Source organism: Amycolatopsis sp. CA-126428, from assembly GCF_002904335.1.
Lineage (GTDB): Bacteria > Actinomycetota > Actinomycetes > Mycobacteriales > Pseudonocardiaceae > Amycolatopsis.
Window position 1 is genome coordinate 479,206 of record NZ_PPHF01000030.1, and the last position, 14,342, is coordinate 493,547.

A 14,342-nucleotide genomic window follows, 5' to 3' on the forward strand; every position below is an offset into this window, starting at 1 on the left:
GCGAATCACCGCGGGGTGGCGTTGCGCACCCTGCGGCGTTCGCCGAGCACCGCGACGACGACGATCGCCGCCACCAGGCCCGCACCGCCCAGGCCCGCGAACACCAGGGGCACGGCCGGGTCCTGCCGTCCGGCGAGCTGCGTCGCGACGAGCCCGTCCGGGTCCTCGACGACGGCCACGCGACCGCCGACCACCAGCCGCGTGCCGGTGCCCGGATCGAGCGAATCCGGGCTCCCGTCCGGGTTCCGCACGTCGTAGGTGTAGGCGGGGCCGCATCTCAGCCGGTGCACGGACTCCGCGGTCACCAGCACTTCGACCGGCTTTCCCCGCGCAAGCAGGATTTCGTCGCCGGCCGCGGTCCAGCCGCCCTGCACCGCGGCCAGCACCGGCAGCAGCCCGAGCAGCGCGAGCAGCAGGCCCGTCCGGGCCAGCCGGCGGCCGAACCCGATGAGGGCCGCGAAAGCGGCGATGACGAACGGAACGAAACCCACCGGCTCGGCGGACGGCAACCCGAGCCACACCGCGAAAACGAGCCAGCCGAGCAGCACCGCGGCCGCCGCGGTCGCGCTCAGCAGTGTCCGCCGCACCCCCCACGGTGGGCGCCGGTCGTCCGGCCGCCGGTGTCGCACCCCGTCGAGTGAACTCCGATCCCGCTAGGATCGGGTGTGTTCTCGATCACCGCCATCCACCACTGGCTGGAGCGAGCATGACTGACGTTACTGGGGATTCCTACGACCTCGTCATCATCGGCGCGGGCCCGACGGGCCTGTACGGCGCCTACTACGCCGGGTTCCGCGGCCTTTCGATGGCGGTGGTCGATTCGCTGCCCGAGCCCGGCGGCCAGGTGACCGCGATGTACCCGGAGAAGATGATCTACGACGTCGGCGGGTTCGCCGAGATCCGCGGCCGCGATCTGGTCGAGGGCCTGGTGAAGCAGGCCGCGCCGTTCAAGCCGAAGTACCTGCTGGGGCGCAAGGCCGAAAAGCTGGAGCCGGCCGGGGACGGCGTCGTGCTGACCCTCGACGGCGGCGAGACGCTGCACGCCCGCGCGGTGCTGATCACCGCGGGCATCGGCGAGTTCACCCCGCGCCCGCTGCCGGCCGGCGACGGCTGGCTCGGCCGCGGCATGGTGCACTTCGTCCCCTCGCTGCAGGTGCACGCGGGGCAGCACGTCGTGGTCGTCGGCGGCGGCGACTCGGCGTTCGACTGGATCCTCGCGCTGCACCCGGTCGCGGCGAGCGTGACGCTGGTGCACCGCCGCGCGAAGTTCCGCGCCGCCGAGTCGATCGTCCGGCAGGCGCGTGAGCTCGGCACCCGGATCATCACCGACGCCGAAGTCACGCGGTTCGTCGAAGCACCCGACGGCGCACTCGAAGCCGTCGACGTCTCGATCAAGGGCGCCGGCGACGAACGGCTCCCGGCCAACGCCGTCGTCGCCGCGCTGGGCTTCACCGCGGACCTCGGCCCGATCGAGAGCTGGGGCCTGGAGATCGACCACCGCGCCATCGCCGTCGACTCGACCATGGCGACAGCGCGTCCGCGCGTCTACGCCGCGGGCGACGTCGCCGCGTACCCGGGGAAGGTGAAGCTGATCGCGACCGGCTTCGGGGAGGCCGCGACGGCCGTCAACAACATCGCCGTCGCGCTCGACCCGGACGCCCACCTGTTCCCGGGCCACTCGAGCAACGCCGAGTAGCTCAGGCCTTGGTCTTCTCGGCGATCCAGGGCGCGTAGGCGACGACGGAGGTGTAGATCGACGGCGCCGTCGCGCATTCCGGGTCGTTGTTGCCCGGGCGGCTGGTGACGCCGGCGAGCAGCCAGTGGTCGCCGTCGCGCACGATCTCCGGGCCGCCGGAGTCGCCGAAGCACGCCCCGGACTTGCCGCCCGGGTTGTCGGTGCACAGCTCGGCCGTGCCGTCGAACCCCGCAGTGCACTTGGTGCCTTCGACGATCTTCGTGTCGAGCTGCTGCAACGTCGTCGGGAGGCCGCCGCAGTTCAGCTTCGGGCAGGTCTGGCCCCAGCCGACGATCCGGGTCGCGGTGCCCGGCGACGCGGCCGTCGCGAGCCCGATCGGCGCGGTCGTGACCGGCGCCGCCAGCCGCAGCAGCGCGATGTCGCCCGCCGGGCTCTGGGTGTTGAACGCCGGGTTCACGACGATCCCGGCGAGCTGGGCGACCTCGCCGCCCTGCCCCACGTCGTTCGTGCCGGTCCGCGGCGAGATGTCGGCCGGGGTCTTGCCGTACGCGCAGTGCGCGGCCGTGACCACCCAGGTGGGCGCGATCAGCGCGCCCCCGCAGAACAGCTTGCCCGACGAGGTGTGCAGCGAGACCGTGAACGGGTACGGCTGGTCCGCGGCGACGCCCCCGACGATGGCGGGGGCGGCCGCGGCCGTGCCGGGGACCAGGACGGCGAGGATCAGGACCAGCAGGGCCGGCAGTCGCCTGGTCACGGAACTCCTTAAGGCAGCGGGGGCACGACGTCGTCGTCGGGCGCGTCCAGGTGGCCGTCGAAGTTGACCGAGGAGTACGCCCGCAGCTTGTTCAGCCGGTGGTAGCCGTCGATCATTCTGACGGTCCCGGACTTGGACCGCATCACGATGGACTGCGTCGTCGCCCCGCCCTCGCGGTAGTGGACGCCGCGCAGCAGGTCGCCGTCGGTGACACCGGTGGCGCAGAAGAAGACGTTGTCGCCGCGCACGAGGTCGTCGTTCAGCAGCACGCGGTCGAGGTCGTGCCCGGCGGCGAGGGCCTTCTCGCGCTCGGCGTCGTCCTTCGGCCACAGCCGGCCCTGCAGCTCGCCGCCGAGGCACTTCATCGCGCAGGCCGCGATGATGCCCTCGGGGGTGCCGCCGATGCCGAGCAGCATGTCGACGCCGGTGGTCGGGCGGGCCGCGGCGATCGCGCCCGCGACGTCGCCGTCGGAGATGAACCGGATCCGCGCGCCGGCCTCGCGGACCTCCTTGATGATCTGCTCGTGCCGCGGGCGGTCGAGGATGCACACGGTGACGTCGCTGACGCTGCTGTGCTTCGCCTTGGCGACGCGGCGGATGTTCTCCGCGATCGGGGCGCCGAGCTCGACCTTGCCGGCCGCGTCCGGCCCGACGGCCAGCTTCTCCATGTAGAACACCGCGGACGGGTCGAACATCGCGCCGCGCTCGGCGACCGCGAGCACGGCGAGGGCGTTCGGCATGCCCTTGGCCATCAGCGTGGTGCCGTCGACCGGGTCGACCGCGACGTCGCAGTCCGGCCCGTCGCCGTTGCCGACCTCTTCGCCGTTGAACAGCATGGGCGCTTCGTCCTTCTCGCCCTCGCCGATCACCACGACCCCGCGCATCGACACCGTCGAGACGAGCTGGCGCATCGCGTCGACGGCCGCGCCGTCGCCGCCGATCTTGTCGCCGCGGCCGACCCAGCGACCGGCGGCCATCGCGGCGGCTTCGGTGACCCGGACCAGCTCCATCGCGAGGTTGCGGTCGGGCGCTTCACGACGACTGTCTGCGGCGGGCATCTGTGCCTCCCGGATCGTGGAACTGGCGGGTAGCCAGTCTGTCAGATACCCGCCGTGTTTCCAGATACCGAGGGCATGGCCTACCTCACTGCTCGGAGTCGTCCTCCACGGACGCCAGGGCAGCCTCGATGCGCTCGCGAGCGCCTTCGAGATGGCGCTCACAGACCTTCGCGAGCTTCTCGCCCTTCTCCCACAACGCGAGCGACTGCTCGAGGGAGAGCCCACCGGCCTCGAGCTCGCGGACGACCTCGACGAGGTGGTCGCGGGCCTGCTCGTAGCCGAGTTCCTCGCTGGGTGTCTCACTCACGCTCGGTGTTCTCCGACCTTCCGGGCTGACGGGTGGGCGCTGTTCGCGCACACTACCGCGCTGGCCATCGCGTGGTCGTACCCGACGAACGCCAGCGCGAACTCCTGCCCGTCACCCTCCGCGATCGCCTCTTCGAGGTTCTCCTGCGCCCCGGCCACCCGCCGCCGGTGCCCCGCGCCGTCGGCGAACCACCAGCGCGAGCCGACCTGCATCGACGTCGCCTCGGACAGCCGCCGCAGCTGCGGGCCCAGGTCGCGGCGGGCGGCGGTGCCGCAGCCGGCGAGCAGGGCCGTCCAGCACTCGGCGGCGGCCCGGTCGGTGCGCACCGCCTGGTCCAGGAGCGGCCGCGCGCCGAGCTTCCTGGCCGCGTCCACGGTGAGCGGGAGGAACGTCACCTTCACCCCTGCTCTCCTTCCGTCACCGCCTTGATCGCGCCGTCGCCCACCCGCACGCGCAGCTGGGCACCGGCCTCGACTTCGGAGACGGAGCGGAGTACCTGGAGGTTGCCTTCGGCGTCGACGAACTGCACGACCGCGTACCCGCGGGCCAGCGTCGCCGCCGGCCCGAGCGCGGTGAGCCGGGCCCGCGCGTTCGCGACCTCGGCCTGGTCCTTGGCGAGCAGGCTCAGCATGGCGCGGCGGGCGCGTTCGCGGTGGACGTCGACGTCGTCCTGCCGCCGCTGGACCGGGCCCAGCGGGTCGGCCAGGGCCGGGCGGCTGCGGATCTGGTTGAGCAGCCGCGCCTGGGTGTCGACCCAGCCGTGCAGCGCGCGGCGGCCGCGGTCACGCATCTGCCGGACGCGTTCGGTCTCCTCGCGCAGGTCCGGGACGATCCGCTTGCCGGCGTCGGTCGGCGTCGAACAGCGCAGGTCGGCGACGTAGTCGAGCAGCGGGGTGTCCGGTTCGTGCCCGATGGCGCTGACCACCGGCGTGCCCGTGGCCGACACCGCGCGGCAGAGCGCTTCGTCGGAGAACGGCAGCAGGTCCTCGACGCTGCCGCCGCCGCGGGCGATGACGATGACGTCGATGCCGGGATCCGCGTCGAAGATCCGCAGCGCGCGCATGACCTGCGGCACCGCCTGCGAGCCCTGGACGGCCGTGTTGAGCACCTTGATCCGGACGTGCGGCCACCGCCCCTGCGCGTTGGCCAGGACGTCCCGCTCGGCCGCCGACGCGCGGCCGGTGATCAGCCCGACGCCCTTCGGCAGGAACGGGATCGGCCGCTTGCGCTGGGCCGAGAAGAGGCCTTCGGCGGTCAGCAGCTTCTTCAGCCGTTCGATCCGGGCCAGCAGCTCACCGATGCCGACCGCGCGGATCTGGTCGGCGCGCAGGCTGATCGTGCCGCGGCCGAAGAAGTACGACGGCTTCGCGTGCACGACGACGCTCGAGCCCTCCCGCAGCGGCGGCTCCATCTCGCGGATCAGCCAGTTCGGGCAGGTGACGGACATCGAGACGTCCGCCGAAGGGTCACGCAGGGTCAGGAACGCGGTCTGGGTGTTGGGCCGGGAACTGACCTGGGTGACCTGGCCCTCGACCCAGACGGTGCCGAGCCGGTGGATCCAGTCGCCGATCTTGCGGGCGACGGTCCGGACCGGCCACGGCGATTCCGCGGTACTCGTGGGAGCCGGTGCGGACTCGGTGCTCACCGGCCTTCCGCGCCGTCGCCGTCGTCTTCGGCTTCCTTGGCCCGGTCCGCCTTGCGGGCGTTGGCGATCCGGCGGGACAGCATGCCGGTGAACGACGAGCGGTCGGCGTGGGTGCGCTCGTACTCGAGGATGGTCTCGAGCTGCTCGATCGAGAACTGGCGCAGCCGGGCTCGCAGCTGGGGGAGGGTGAGCTGGTCGTAGCCGGTCAGCCCGGCCGGGCCCTCGTACCCCGCGGCGCTCGTCCGCGGCGTTTCGCTCTTGGTCTTCTTGTCGACCTTGGGCGTACCGGGCTTGGGCTTCTTCGGCGGTTCGGCTTCGGCGGCTTCGCTGTCGTTCTCGCCGTCTTCGTGGTCCTCGGCGAGCGCGCGTTCCTCCTCGGCCCACGGATCGCCGAGCTCCGCTTCGAGCTCGGCGGCCGACGGCACGCGGCCGTTGATCTCCGAACGCGGTTCGGGCACTTCGGCGACCGGGGTGAGGTTCGGCCGCGCGGGCGGGACGTCGGGCTCGGCGTCTTCGTCGAACGTCGCCCAGCTCGGCGTGTCTTCGATCGGGCGCAGGCTCGACAGGGCGCTGTCGCCCTTGATCGCCAGCTCGGTGACGTGCTGCTGCACCCGCATGGATGCCTGCAGCACCTGGCTGACCACGGTCACCGGGAGCCCGGCCAGCTGCCGGGGAAGTTCGCGAACCCGCTCGGCGGTGGAGACGGCGAGGCCCGCGGCGACCCGGAGGGGGAGCGGGAATGGCTTCATGGGTCCAGCCTGCCGCATGAGTGTCCCTCCTGCCCAACCGGACGGGCGCAGCGCGTGACCTGCGGCACAACCCGGCAGGGGGACGAAGCTCACCCGAAAGGGACTTCGAGTCCGTCTCGGGGCTGCCCGTACCCTGGGGGCATGAGTGCAGCGAGTCCCGGAATCGAGCCCGCGGGTACCCCGACGATCACCGGAACCGCTTCCGGCAAGCGGGTACTGCTCGCCAAACCCCGTGGTTACTGCGCGGGCGTCGACCGCGCGGTGATCGCCGTCGAGAAGGCCCTCGAGGTCTACGGCGCGCCGGTGTACGTCCGCAAGGAGATCGTGCACAACCGGCACGTGGTCGACACGCTGCGCGAGCGCGGCGCGATCTTCGTCGACGAGACGTCCGAGGTGCCCGAGGGCGCGCTCGTGGTGTTCTCCGCCCACGGCGTCTCGCCGATGGTGCACGCGGAGGCGGCCGAGCGGAACCTGCGCACGATCGACGCGACCTGCCCCCTGGTGACGAAGGTGCACAAGGAGGTCAACCGCTTCGCGAACGACGACTACGACATCCTGCTGATCGGCCACGAAGGCCACGAAGAGGTCGAGGGCACGGCCGGCGAGGCGCCGGACAAGGTCCAGCTGGTCGACAAGGCCGAGGACGTCGACAAGGTCGAGGTGCGCGACCCCTCGAAGGTGATCTGGCTGTCCCAGACGACGCTGTCGGTCGACGAGACGATGGAGCGCGTCGACCAGCTCCGCGAGCGCTTCCCGAACCTGCTGGATCCGCCGAGCGACGACATCTGTTACGCGACGACGAACCGCCAGGTCGCGGTCAAGGCGATGGCCGCCGAGTGCGACCTGGTGCTGGTGGTCGGGTCGACGAACTCGTCCAACTCGAAGCGCCTGGTCGAGGTCGCCCTGAAGGCGGGGGCCCGGGCGTCGTACCTGGTCGACTTCGCGCACGAGGTCGACGAAGCGTGGCTTTCCGGCGTGACGACGGTGGGCGTGACCTCGGGTGCGTCGGTGCCGGACGTGCTGGTCATGGAGCTGCTGGACTGGCTGGCCGAGCGCGGCTACGGCGACGTCGACGAGGTCACGACGGCCAACGAGAAGATCACGTTCGCGCCGCCCAAGGAACTCCGGAAGGTCTGACCCTGCTCCGGCGGCGAGCCACGCTTGCGGCTCGCTGCCGTGTCGTCCCGCCAATCACGCGTGATGCCCCTCCAATCACACGTGATGCCCCTTTGATCACACGTAATGCCCTCCCGACCACGCGTGATGTCCCTCTGATCACCCGTGATGCCTTTGGGCGCACGCGAAACGGCGGTCACCTCGCGCTCGCGAGAGGTGACCGCCGTTCGTTCGTCAGCGTTCTTCTTCGTCCCAGGGCCGGTTCCGGCGCGGCGGAGCGTTCCGCCCACCGGACGGGCGGCGCGGCGGCGGGGTTTCGCGGCCGTCCTCCGGCGGGCGCGGACGCCGTCGTGGAGCAGCGTCCCCGCCGCGCGGCTCGCGCCGGCGCGGGTCGCCCTCTTCCGGACGGGGCGTGCGCCGATTCGCAGGGGGCGGCTTGCGCGTGCCGCGGGTGCCCGGGTCGCGTTCGGCGGGAGCGCGAGGAGTCCGGCGTTCGCCGTCGGCGGGCGGGCGAGGGCGTCGCGGCGGTTCGCCGTCCCGGCCGCGCCGAGCGCCGGCCGGGACCGGGGTCTGCCCGGTCCGGTTCGAGCCGGGCGGCCGCGGCCGCCCACCGGTCGCGGCGCGCGGGGCGGGCTTCTCGTCGTCCTCGTCGGCCCGGCGGTCGGGCTTTTTGGTTTTCTTGGGGGCGTCCGGGTCGCGCTCGCGGAAGATCCGGACGAAGCCGATCAGCAGCGTGATGCCGGTGGTGATCGCCATCATGGGGAAGCTGTTGATCAGCGGCGTGCCGATGTTCAACGCCTTCGACAGCATGTCGTCGCCCTGCGCCCCGGCCGTCGACCCCGAGGTCAGCAGGATCACACTGGGCACGGTGATGGCCAGCACGAGCGGCGGCATCACCATCGGCCCGAACAGTCCCCGCCGCCGCACCGCGCAGACCGCGATCACGGCCCCGGCGATGTAGCAGACGATGAAGATCACGGGGATGTTCGTCTGGCTCGGCTTGCCCAGGAGGGCGCCCACGACCGCCAGGCCGAGGCCGATCAGGACCGCCGCCCACCAAGGCAGTCCGCGCCTCGAACCGACGACAGGACGCTCATCCCACGCAACGGGGACGTCGTCGGCATCTGGATCGCTCTGGCGATCGCGAATCGCGGTCACAGGGCAACACCGTATCTCGTGGTTGTGAAGATCTTGCCAGCACCGCCGCCGACGTGGGCCGACAGCCACCTGCGGGCACGATCCGGTGGCGCCGGGTAGCGGCGGTGGAGCGAACCGGGCGGCCCGCTCTCGCCAGGGTCCTCCGTGAGAGACGTCGAGGACAACCTGCGCTCGGAGGGTCGCTCAGCCCGCGCTCACTCGAAAGCGCTTGCCGCAGCCCCCGTCGGCGGCCGAACCCCGGCTCGCACTCACGGTTACCCCAGCTCAGACGCCTGTGCCCGCACTCGACCCGCGCAGCTCACGCCCGGTGTCTTCGTACCCGGACGGGTCGGCTCACGTACCCCCACAGTCGGCTGGCGTACCCAGACGGTCGGTTCGCGTACCCAGACAGTCGGCTGGCGTACCTGGACGGTCGGTCACCGGCCGACCCCCCGGCTGCGCGACCCGCCCCTCCAGGTACGCAGGCCGACTCCCCAGGTACGCGGGCCGACCCTCCAGGTACGCAGGCCGACTCCCTGGGTGCGCGGGCCGACCGTTGAGGTGCGCGGGCCGACCCTCTGGGTACTTGCGAGCCCGAGCCCGAGCGAGTGCGAGCGCGACCGCGTTCAGCTGGCTGCCAGCTCGTCTCCCTTCCGGACCGTCGGGACGGGCGCCGGGCTGCCCGATGCGTCGGTGAGGGGTGCCACCGTGGCCCGGAACGTCTCCAGTGCCTCCAGCTCCCGTCGGCGGGCCGACAGGAACCGCTGCAGGTGCGTGCTCGACAGGTTCAGTGCCTCCACCGCGCCGCCCGCCGCGCGGTGGGCCGCCGCCGCTCCGGCTCGGACCTGCTCCACGTCCGCCTCCAGCGTGCGGTCGCTCGCCGCGAACAACGCCGCCGAGGCCAGCACCCCGAAGCCCGTGGGGCCGCACAGGAACACCCGCCGGTCGATCAGCCAGCGCAGCAGCTCCGGGTCACTGTCCAGCGCCGCGACCACCGCCGCGTCGGACGGGACGAACATGATCGTGCCGTAGATCGCGTCCGCCCAGCGCTGGTAGCCCTTGCCCGCCAGGTCCGCCGCGCGGGACCGGATCTGCCGCACGTGCGCGCGCAACGCGTCCATCCGCTCGTCCGGGTCGTCCGTCTCCACTGCCTCGGACCACGTCGCCATGCTCGCCTTCGCGTCCACCGGGACCGTGCGGTCGCCGCCCACCCGCAGCACCATGTCCGGCTTCGCCGAGCCGCCGCCGCCCAGGTCCGTCTGCAGGGTGAAGTGCAGGTCTTCGCGCAGCCCCAGCGCGCGCGCCGTCTCGACCAGCACCTGCTCGCCCAGCTCGCCCCGGCCGCTGATCGACGCGAACGCGACCTCGTAGCGCCGCAGCGCGAGCTGCTGCTGGTCCGCCTTGGCCCGCTCGGCCGCCACCAGCCGGGCCGCCGCGTCCGCCCGGCGCATCCCGTCCTGGTACAGCCGCCACAGCACCGCGACGGCGAACAGCAGCAGGACCGCGAGCACGATCGCCGCGGTGGTCAGCACTGTCGCCACTTCGTCTCTCCCTCCGAGCTCCGGGCTCGCAGACATCATGGCGGACCGCACCGACAAAAAACGCACCCGATCCGTCGCTCTGGGTAGCTGACCTGCGAACACATCGATTCCGGGCGGGGCGTGTCCGATCTTGCCCGCTCGTGTTAGTACACACGTTCGAGTGAGTGGGCGGCGTGCCTGCGCGATTTCGTCGGAGCCGGGTCGTACCGTTGGCGCCCGTGAGATTCCTGCACACCTCCGACTGGCACATCGGCCGCACGTTCCACGGCGCCGACCTGCTGGCGGAACAGGAAGCGGTGCTCGGGCACCTCGCCGACCTCGTGGCCGGCGAGGCGATCGACGCCGTCCTGGTGGCAGGCGACGTCTACGACCGCGCGGTCCCCTCCGCCGAAGCCGTGCGGGTGGCGACGAAAGCCGTCGCCCGGATCCGCGCGGCCGGCGCGCAACTGGTCGTCACGCCCGGAAACCACGACTCGGCGCCCCGCCTCGGCGCCTTCGCGGAGTTCGCCGCGGCGGGCGGCCTCCACCTCCGCACCACCGTCGCCGGGCTGGCCGAACCGGTGCTGCTCGACGACGGCCACGGCCCGGTCGCCGTCTACGGAATCCCTTACCTGGAGCCGGAACCGGCGCGTCACGCGCTGGGCGTACCGGACGCGCGCGGGCACACCGGCGTGCTCACCGAAGCCATGCGCCGGATCCGCGCGGACCTCGAATCCCGGCCGGGCGTCCGGTCCGTCGTGCTCGCGCACGCGTTCGTGACCGGCGGCGAGCCGACCGACAGCGAACGAACCATCGCGGTCGGCGGCGTCGAACAGGTGCCCGGCTCGGTCTTCGACGGCGTCGACTACGTGGCGCTCGGCCACCTCCACGGCCCGCAAACGCTCGCCGAGCACCTGCGGTACTCCGGCAGCCCGCTGGCGTACTCGTTTTCCGAGGCCCGCCAACGCAAATCGGTCTGGCTGGTCGACGTCGATCAAACCGGCCTCGCCGAGGTCCGGCGCCACGAGCTGCCCGTGCCGAGAGCACTCGCCACGCTCACCGGCGAGCTCGAAGACCTCCTGCTGGACCCGGCGCACGACGCCTACCTCGACCACTTCCTGTCGGTCACGGTCAGCGACCGGGTGCGCCCGGTCGACGCGATGCGGCGGCTGCGCGAGCGGTTCCGGTACGCCGTGCACCTGGAGTGGGAGCCGGCGGGCGGGCACGCCGGCGCCCCGCTGCGCTACTCCGACGCCGTCCGCGGCCGGTCCGACATCGAGGTCTCGCGCAGCTTCCTCGACGACTGCCGCGGCGCCCCGCCGAGCGAGCGCGAAGAACAACTCCTGTTCCGGGCCCTGGAAGCGGCCGACCGGGGGGCCCTCGCGAAATGAGGCTGCACAGGCTGGAGGTCGAAGCCTTCGGGCCGTACTGCGCACGCGAAGTGGTCGACTTCGACGTGCTCGGCGCCGACGGTCTCTTCCTCCTGCACGGCGAAACCGGCGCGGGCAAGACGACGCTGCTCGACGCGATCGCGTTCGCGCTGTTCGGCGTGGTCCCCGGCGCCCGCAACGAGGCGAAGCGGCTGCGGTGCGACCTCGCCGAGCGCGACCAGGTCACCGAGGTCGCGCTGGAGCTCACCGTGCAGGGCCACCGGCTGAAGATCGTGCGCAACCCGGAGTACCAGCGGCCGAAGCGGCGCGGCGAGGGCACGACCACCCAGCAGGCGCGGGTGTCGCTGAGCTGGGTCGGCACCGCGCCCGCCGGCCTGGCGCCGGAGGGCCTGATCCGGATCGAAGAGGTCGCGCGCACCGTCGAGCGCCTGCTCGGGATGACCGCGGCCCAGTTCTTCCAGGTGGTGCTGCTGCCGCAGGGCGAGTTCGCCCGCTTCCTGCGTTCGGACACCGCCGAGCGCGAGAAGCTCCTGGAGCGGCTGTTCGGCACCGAGCGCTTCGCCGACGTCGAACGCTGGTTCGCCGACCTGCGCGCCGAACGCGGCCGGGAGCTGGAGGCGCGGCAGCGGGACGTGCGGGAGCTGCTCGCCCGGTACGCGCAGGAGGCCCAGCAGGAGCCACCCGAGACGGACGTGGCCGAGTGGGTCGACGTCGTGCTCACCGAATCGCGGGCGCGAGTCGGCCAGGTGACGGCCGAGGAGGAGCGGGCGCGCTCGGCCGCGCAGCGGGCGGACGTCTACCTGCAGGAAGAACGCGCGGGCGCGGAAAAGATCCGCCGGGTCCGCACCGCGCACCTGCGGCTGCTCGAGATCACCGAACAGGCGCCGCAGCGGGCCGAGTGGGCGCAGGAGGTCGCGGCCGCGCGGCGGGCCGCCGGGGTTGCCGTGGAGGCCGACCTGCTGGATCGGCGGGCCGCCGAACTGACCGAAGCCGAGCAGGCGGAGAAGGCCCGCGGTGCCCGGCTGCGGGAGTTCGGCACCCGGGCGACCGGCGACCTGAAGGCGCGGGCGGCCACCGCGCGCGAAGAGGCGGGCGCGGTCGCGGAACTGGTCGCGGAGGCCGAGCAGCAAGAGCTCGACGTCATGCGGCGGGACGACCGGAAGCTCGCCGCGGTCACGGCCCGCGAGCAGGTCGAGGCGCTGACCACCGAGCTCGCCGCGATCCCCGGCCAGCTGACGAAACTGCGGGCGGACGCCCTCGAAGCCGCCGAAGCCGAAGCCAAGCTCGACGGCGCCAAAGCGAAGGTGGACGAGCTGCGCGCCTTCGCCCGCGATGCGGCTGAACTCCCCGAGGCGCAGGCGAAGGTCGGCCGGGGTGAGGCGAAGCTGCGCGAAGTCGTCGACGCGCACCAGGCGGCCCGGCAGCGCCGGCTCGACCTGCGGGAGCGACGGCTCGACGGCATGGCGGCCGAGCTGGCCGCCGCGTTGCCGGACGGTGCGCCGTGCCCGGTGTGCGGGTCGGCCGAGCACCCGGCGAAGGCGAGCCGGGACGTCGAGCTGGTCGACCCGGCGGAGGAACGCGCGGCCGAGGAAGCCGAGCAGGCGGCGGACGCGGTGCGGCAGCGGGTGGTCGTCGCGCTGGAAGAGGCGAAGGCGCGGCTGGCCGGGCTGGTCGAGCGGCTGGCCGGGCGCACGGCCGAGTCGATCACCGCCGAGCTGGCGGACGCCCGCGCCACCGTCGCCGCGCTGACCGGGCAGGCGGCCGCCAAGGCCAAGCTGGGGCACCAGGTCGTCCTGCTGGAGCGGGACCTGGAAGCGCGCACCGAGCGCCTTCGCCGAGCCGAACAGGCGGCGACCGAAGCCACGACCGACGTCCGCGCCCTGGAGGAGCGGCTGGCCGAGCGGGAGCGCCGCCTGGTCGCCGGCCGGGGCGAATTCGCGGACGTCGGCGCGCGGCGGACGCACCTCCTCGGGCTCGCCGAGGCCCTGGAGGCCGTCGCGGAGGCGCGCACAGCGGTCGCCGGTGCCCGGGAACGCGTCACCCAGCAGCGAGCGCTGGTCGACGCGGCGGTCGCGGCCAAGGGATTCCCCTCGCTGAAGAAGGCGCGCGCCGCGATGCTGCCGGACGAGCAGATCGAGAAGCTGGAGCAGGGCATCGCCGAGGCCGAGGCGGCCGCCGCGGGCGCGCGGGCGCTGCTGGCCGAGCCGGACCTGTTCGGGATCTCGCCGGACGACGTCGCGGACGTGGCGCGCGCGGCCGACGCGGCCCAGCTGGCCCGGGCGCGCGCCGACTCCGCGTACGCGGCGCTTCGGGCGGCCACCGCGCAGCACGAGGAGCTGACCCGGCTGGCCGGCCTGCTGCGCGCGGCGCTGGCCGGCCTCGCGCCGGCCGAAGCGGAGTACGCGGAGCTGAGGGCCCTCTCGGAGGTCGTCAACGGGCGCGGGCAGAACAGCCGCAAGATGTCGCTGCGGTCGTACGTGCTGGCGGCGCGGCTCGAAGAAGTCGCGGTCGCCGCCACGCACCGGCTGCGCACGATGAGCCAGGGCCGGTACTCGTTCGTGCACTCGGACGCGGCCGGCGCGCGCGGCACCCGCGGCGGGCTCGGCATCGACGTGCTGGACGACTATTCGGGCACGATCCGCCCGGCGAAGACCCTGTCCGGTGGCGAGTCGTTCCTCGCGTCGCTGGCCCTCGCGCTGGGGCTGGCGGACGTCGTCGCGGGGGAGGCCGGTGGCGCGCTGCTGGACACGCTGTTCGTCGACGAGGGGTTCGGCACGCTGGACGCCGAAACCCTCGACGTCGTGATGAACATCCTCGACGAGCTGCGCGCCGGCGGGCGGGTGGTCGGGCTCGTGTCCCACGTCGAGGAGCTGCGGCAGCGCATCCCGACGCGGTTGCGGGTCCGGAAGTCCCGCACCGGCTCGACGTTGGAGGTGCGCGCGGGCTGATCACCCGGCCAAGATGGACCC

At 73.0% G+C, this 14,342-nt stretch carries 13 protein-coding genes; 4 read left to right on the plus strand and 9 right to left on the minus strand.

Going from position 1 to position 14,342, the window contains the following annotated elements; genetic code table 11:
* Positions 1 to 5: 5 nt before the first annotated feature.
* Complete coding sequence (locus C2L58_RS08950; protein ID WP_103337052.1) at positions 6 to 587, minus strand: hypothetical protein; 582 nt, start codon at positions 585 to 587, stop codon at positions 6 to 8.
* A 119-nt stretch (positions 588 to 706) separates the two neighbouring features.
* On the opposite strand from C2L58_RS08950, the gene C2L58_RS08955 reads away from it, so the two are divergent.
* Positions 707 to 1,696 (plus strand): NAD(P)/FAD-dependent oxidoreductase, encoded by a 990-nt coding sequence (locus C2L58_RS08955; protein WP_103337053.1) that lies wholly within the window; start codon positions 707 to 709, stop codon positions 1,694 to 1,696.
* A 1-nt stretch (position 1,697) separates the two neighbouring features.
* Here C2L58_RS08955 and C2L58_RS08960 read toward each other — a convergent pair whose 3' ends face one another.
* From C2L58_RS08960 to C2L58_RS08985, 6 genes are all read right to left on the minus strand, one after another.
* Positions 1,698 to 2,450, minus strand: a complete 753-nt coding sequence (locus C2L58_RS08960; RefSeq protein WP_233225630.1) for a S1 family peptidase — start codon at positions 2,448 to 2,450, stop codon at positions 1,698 to 1,700.
* A gap of 8 nt (positions 2,451 to 2,458) precedes the next feature.
* Complete coding sequence (gene glpX / locus C2L58_RS08965; protein ID WP_199191168.1) at positions 2,459 to 3,508, minus strand: class II fructose-bisphosphatase; 1,050 nt, start codon at positions 3,506 to 3,508, stop codon at positions 2,459 to 2,461.
* Positions 3,509 to 3,593: 85 nt separating this feature from the next.
* Positions 3,594 to 3,815, minus strand: coding sequence for an exodeoxyribonuclease VII small subunit (locus tag C2L58_RS08970; RefSeq protein WP_103337055.1), 222 nt, complete (start codon positions 3,813 to 3,815; stop codon positions 3,594 to 3,596).
* Positions 3,812 to 4,216, minus strand: coding sequence for a hypothetical protein (locus C2L58_RS08975; RefSeq protein WP_103337056.1), 405 nt, complete (start codon positions 4,214 to 4,216; stop codon positions 3,812 to 3,814). The genes C2L58_RS08970 and C2L58_RS08975 overlap by 4 nt, the downstream gene beginning before the upstream one ends.
* On the minus strand, positions 4,213 to 5,460 hold the full coding sequence (gene xseA / locus C2L58_RS08980) for an exodeoxyribonuclease VII large subunit (RefSeq protein WP_103337057.1): 1,248 nt from the start codon (positions 5,458 to 5,460) through the stop codon (positions 4,213 to 4,215). The genes C2L58_RS08975 and xseA overlap by 4 nt, the downstream gene beginning before the upstream one ends.
* Positions 5,457 to 6,209 carry a lipid droplet-associated protein gene (locus tag C2L58_RS08985; protein ID WP_103337058.1) on the minus strand — a complete coding sequence of 251 codons (753 nt, stop codon included), beginning with the start codon at positions 6,207 to 6,209 and terminating at the stop codon, positions 5,457 to 5,459. Before C2L58_RS08985 ends, xseA begins: the two co-directional genes overlap by 4 nt.
* A 141-nt stretch (positions 6,210 to 6,350) precedes the next feature.
* Between C2L58_RS08985 and C2L58_RS08990 the strand changes: the two genes are divergently transcribed.
* On the plus strand, positions 6,351 to 7,346 hold the full coding sequence (locus C2L58_RS08990; RefSeq protein WP_199191169.1) for a 4-hydroxy-3-methylbut-2-enyl diphosphate reductase: 996 nt from the start codon (positions 6,351 to 6,353) through the stop codon (positions 7,344 to 7,346).
* Positions 7,347 to 7,559: 213 nt separating this feature from the next.
* On the opposite strand, the gene C2L58_RS08995 is transcribed toward C2L58_RS08990, so the two are convergent.
* Positions 7,560 to 8,483, minus strand: coding sequence for a DUF6542 domain-containing protein (locus tag C2L58_RS08995; protein ID WP_199191170.1), 924 nt, complete (start codon positions 8,481 to 8,483; stop codon positions 7,560 to 7,562).
* Positions 8,484 to 9,088: 605 nt separating this feature from the next.
* Positions 9,089 to 10,003, minus strand: coding sequence for a DNA recombination protein RmuC (locus tag C2L58_RS09005; RefSeq protein WP_103337060.1), 915 nt, complete (start codon positions 10,001 to 10,003; stop codon positions 9,089 to 9,091).
* 218 nt (positions 10,004 to 10,221) lie between these two features.
* On the opposite strand from C2L58_RS09005, the gene C2L58_RS09010 reads away from it, so the two are divergent.
* Together C2L58_RS09010 and C2L58_RS09015 are read left to right on the plus strand one after the other, a co-directional pair.
* Positions 10,222 to 11,373: an exonuclease SbcCD subunit D gene (locus C2L58_RS09010; RefSeq protein ID WP_199191171.1), complete on the plus strand. Its 1,152-nt coding sequence runs from the start codon at positions 10,222 to 10,224 to the stop codon at positions 11,371 to 11,373.
* A complete protein-coding gene (locus tag C2L58_RS09015; protein WP_103337062.1) occupies positions 11,370 to 14,321 on the plus strand; it encodes an AAA family ATPase in 2,952 nt (983 codons plus the stop codon). Before C2L58_RS09010 ends, C2L58_RS09015 begins: the two co-directional genes overlap by 4 nt.
* Positions 14,322 to 14,342: the final 21 nt, after the last annotated feature.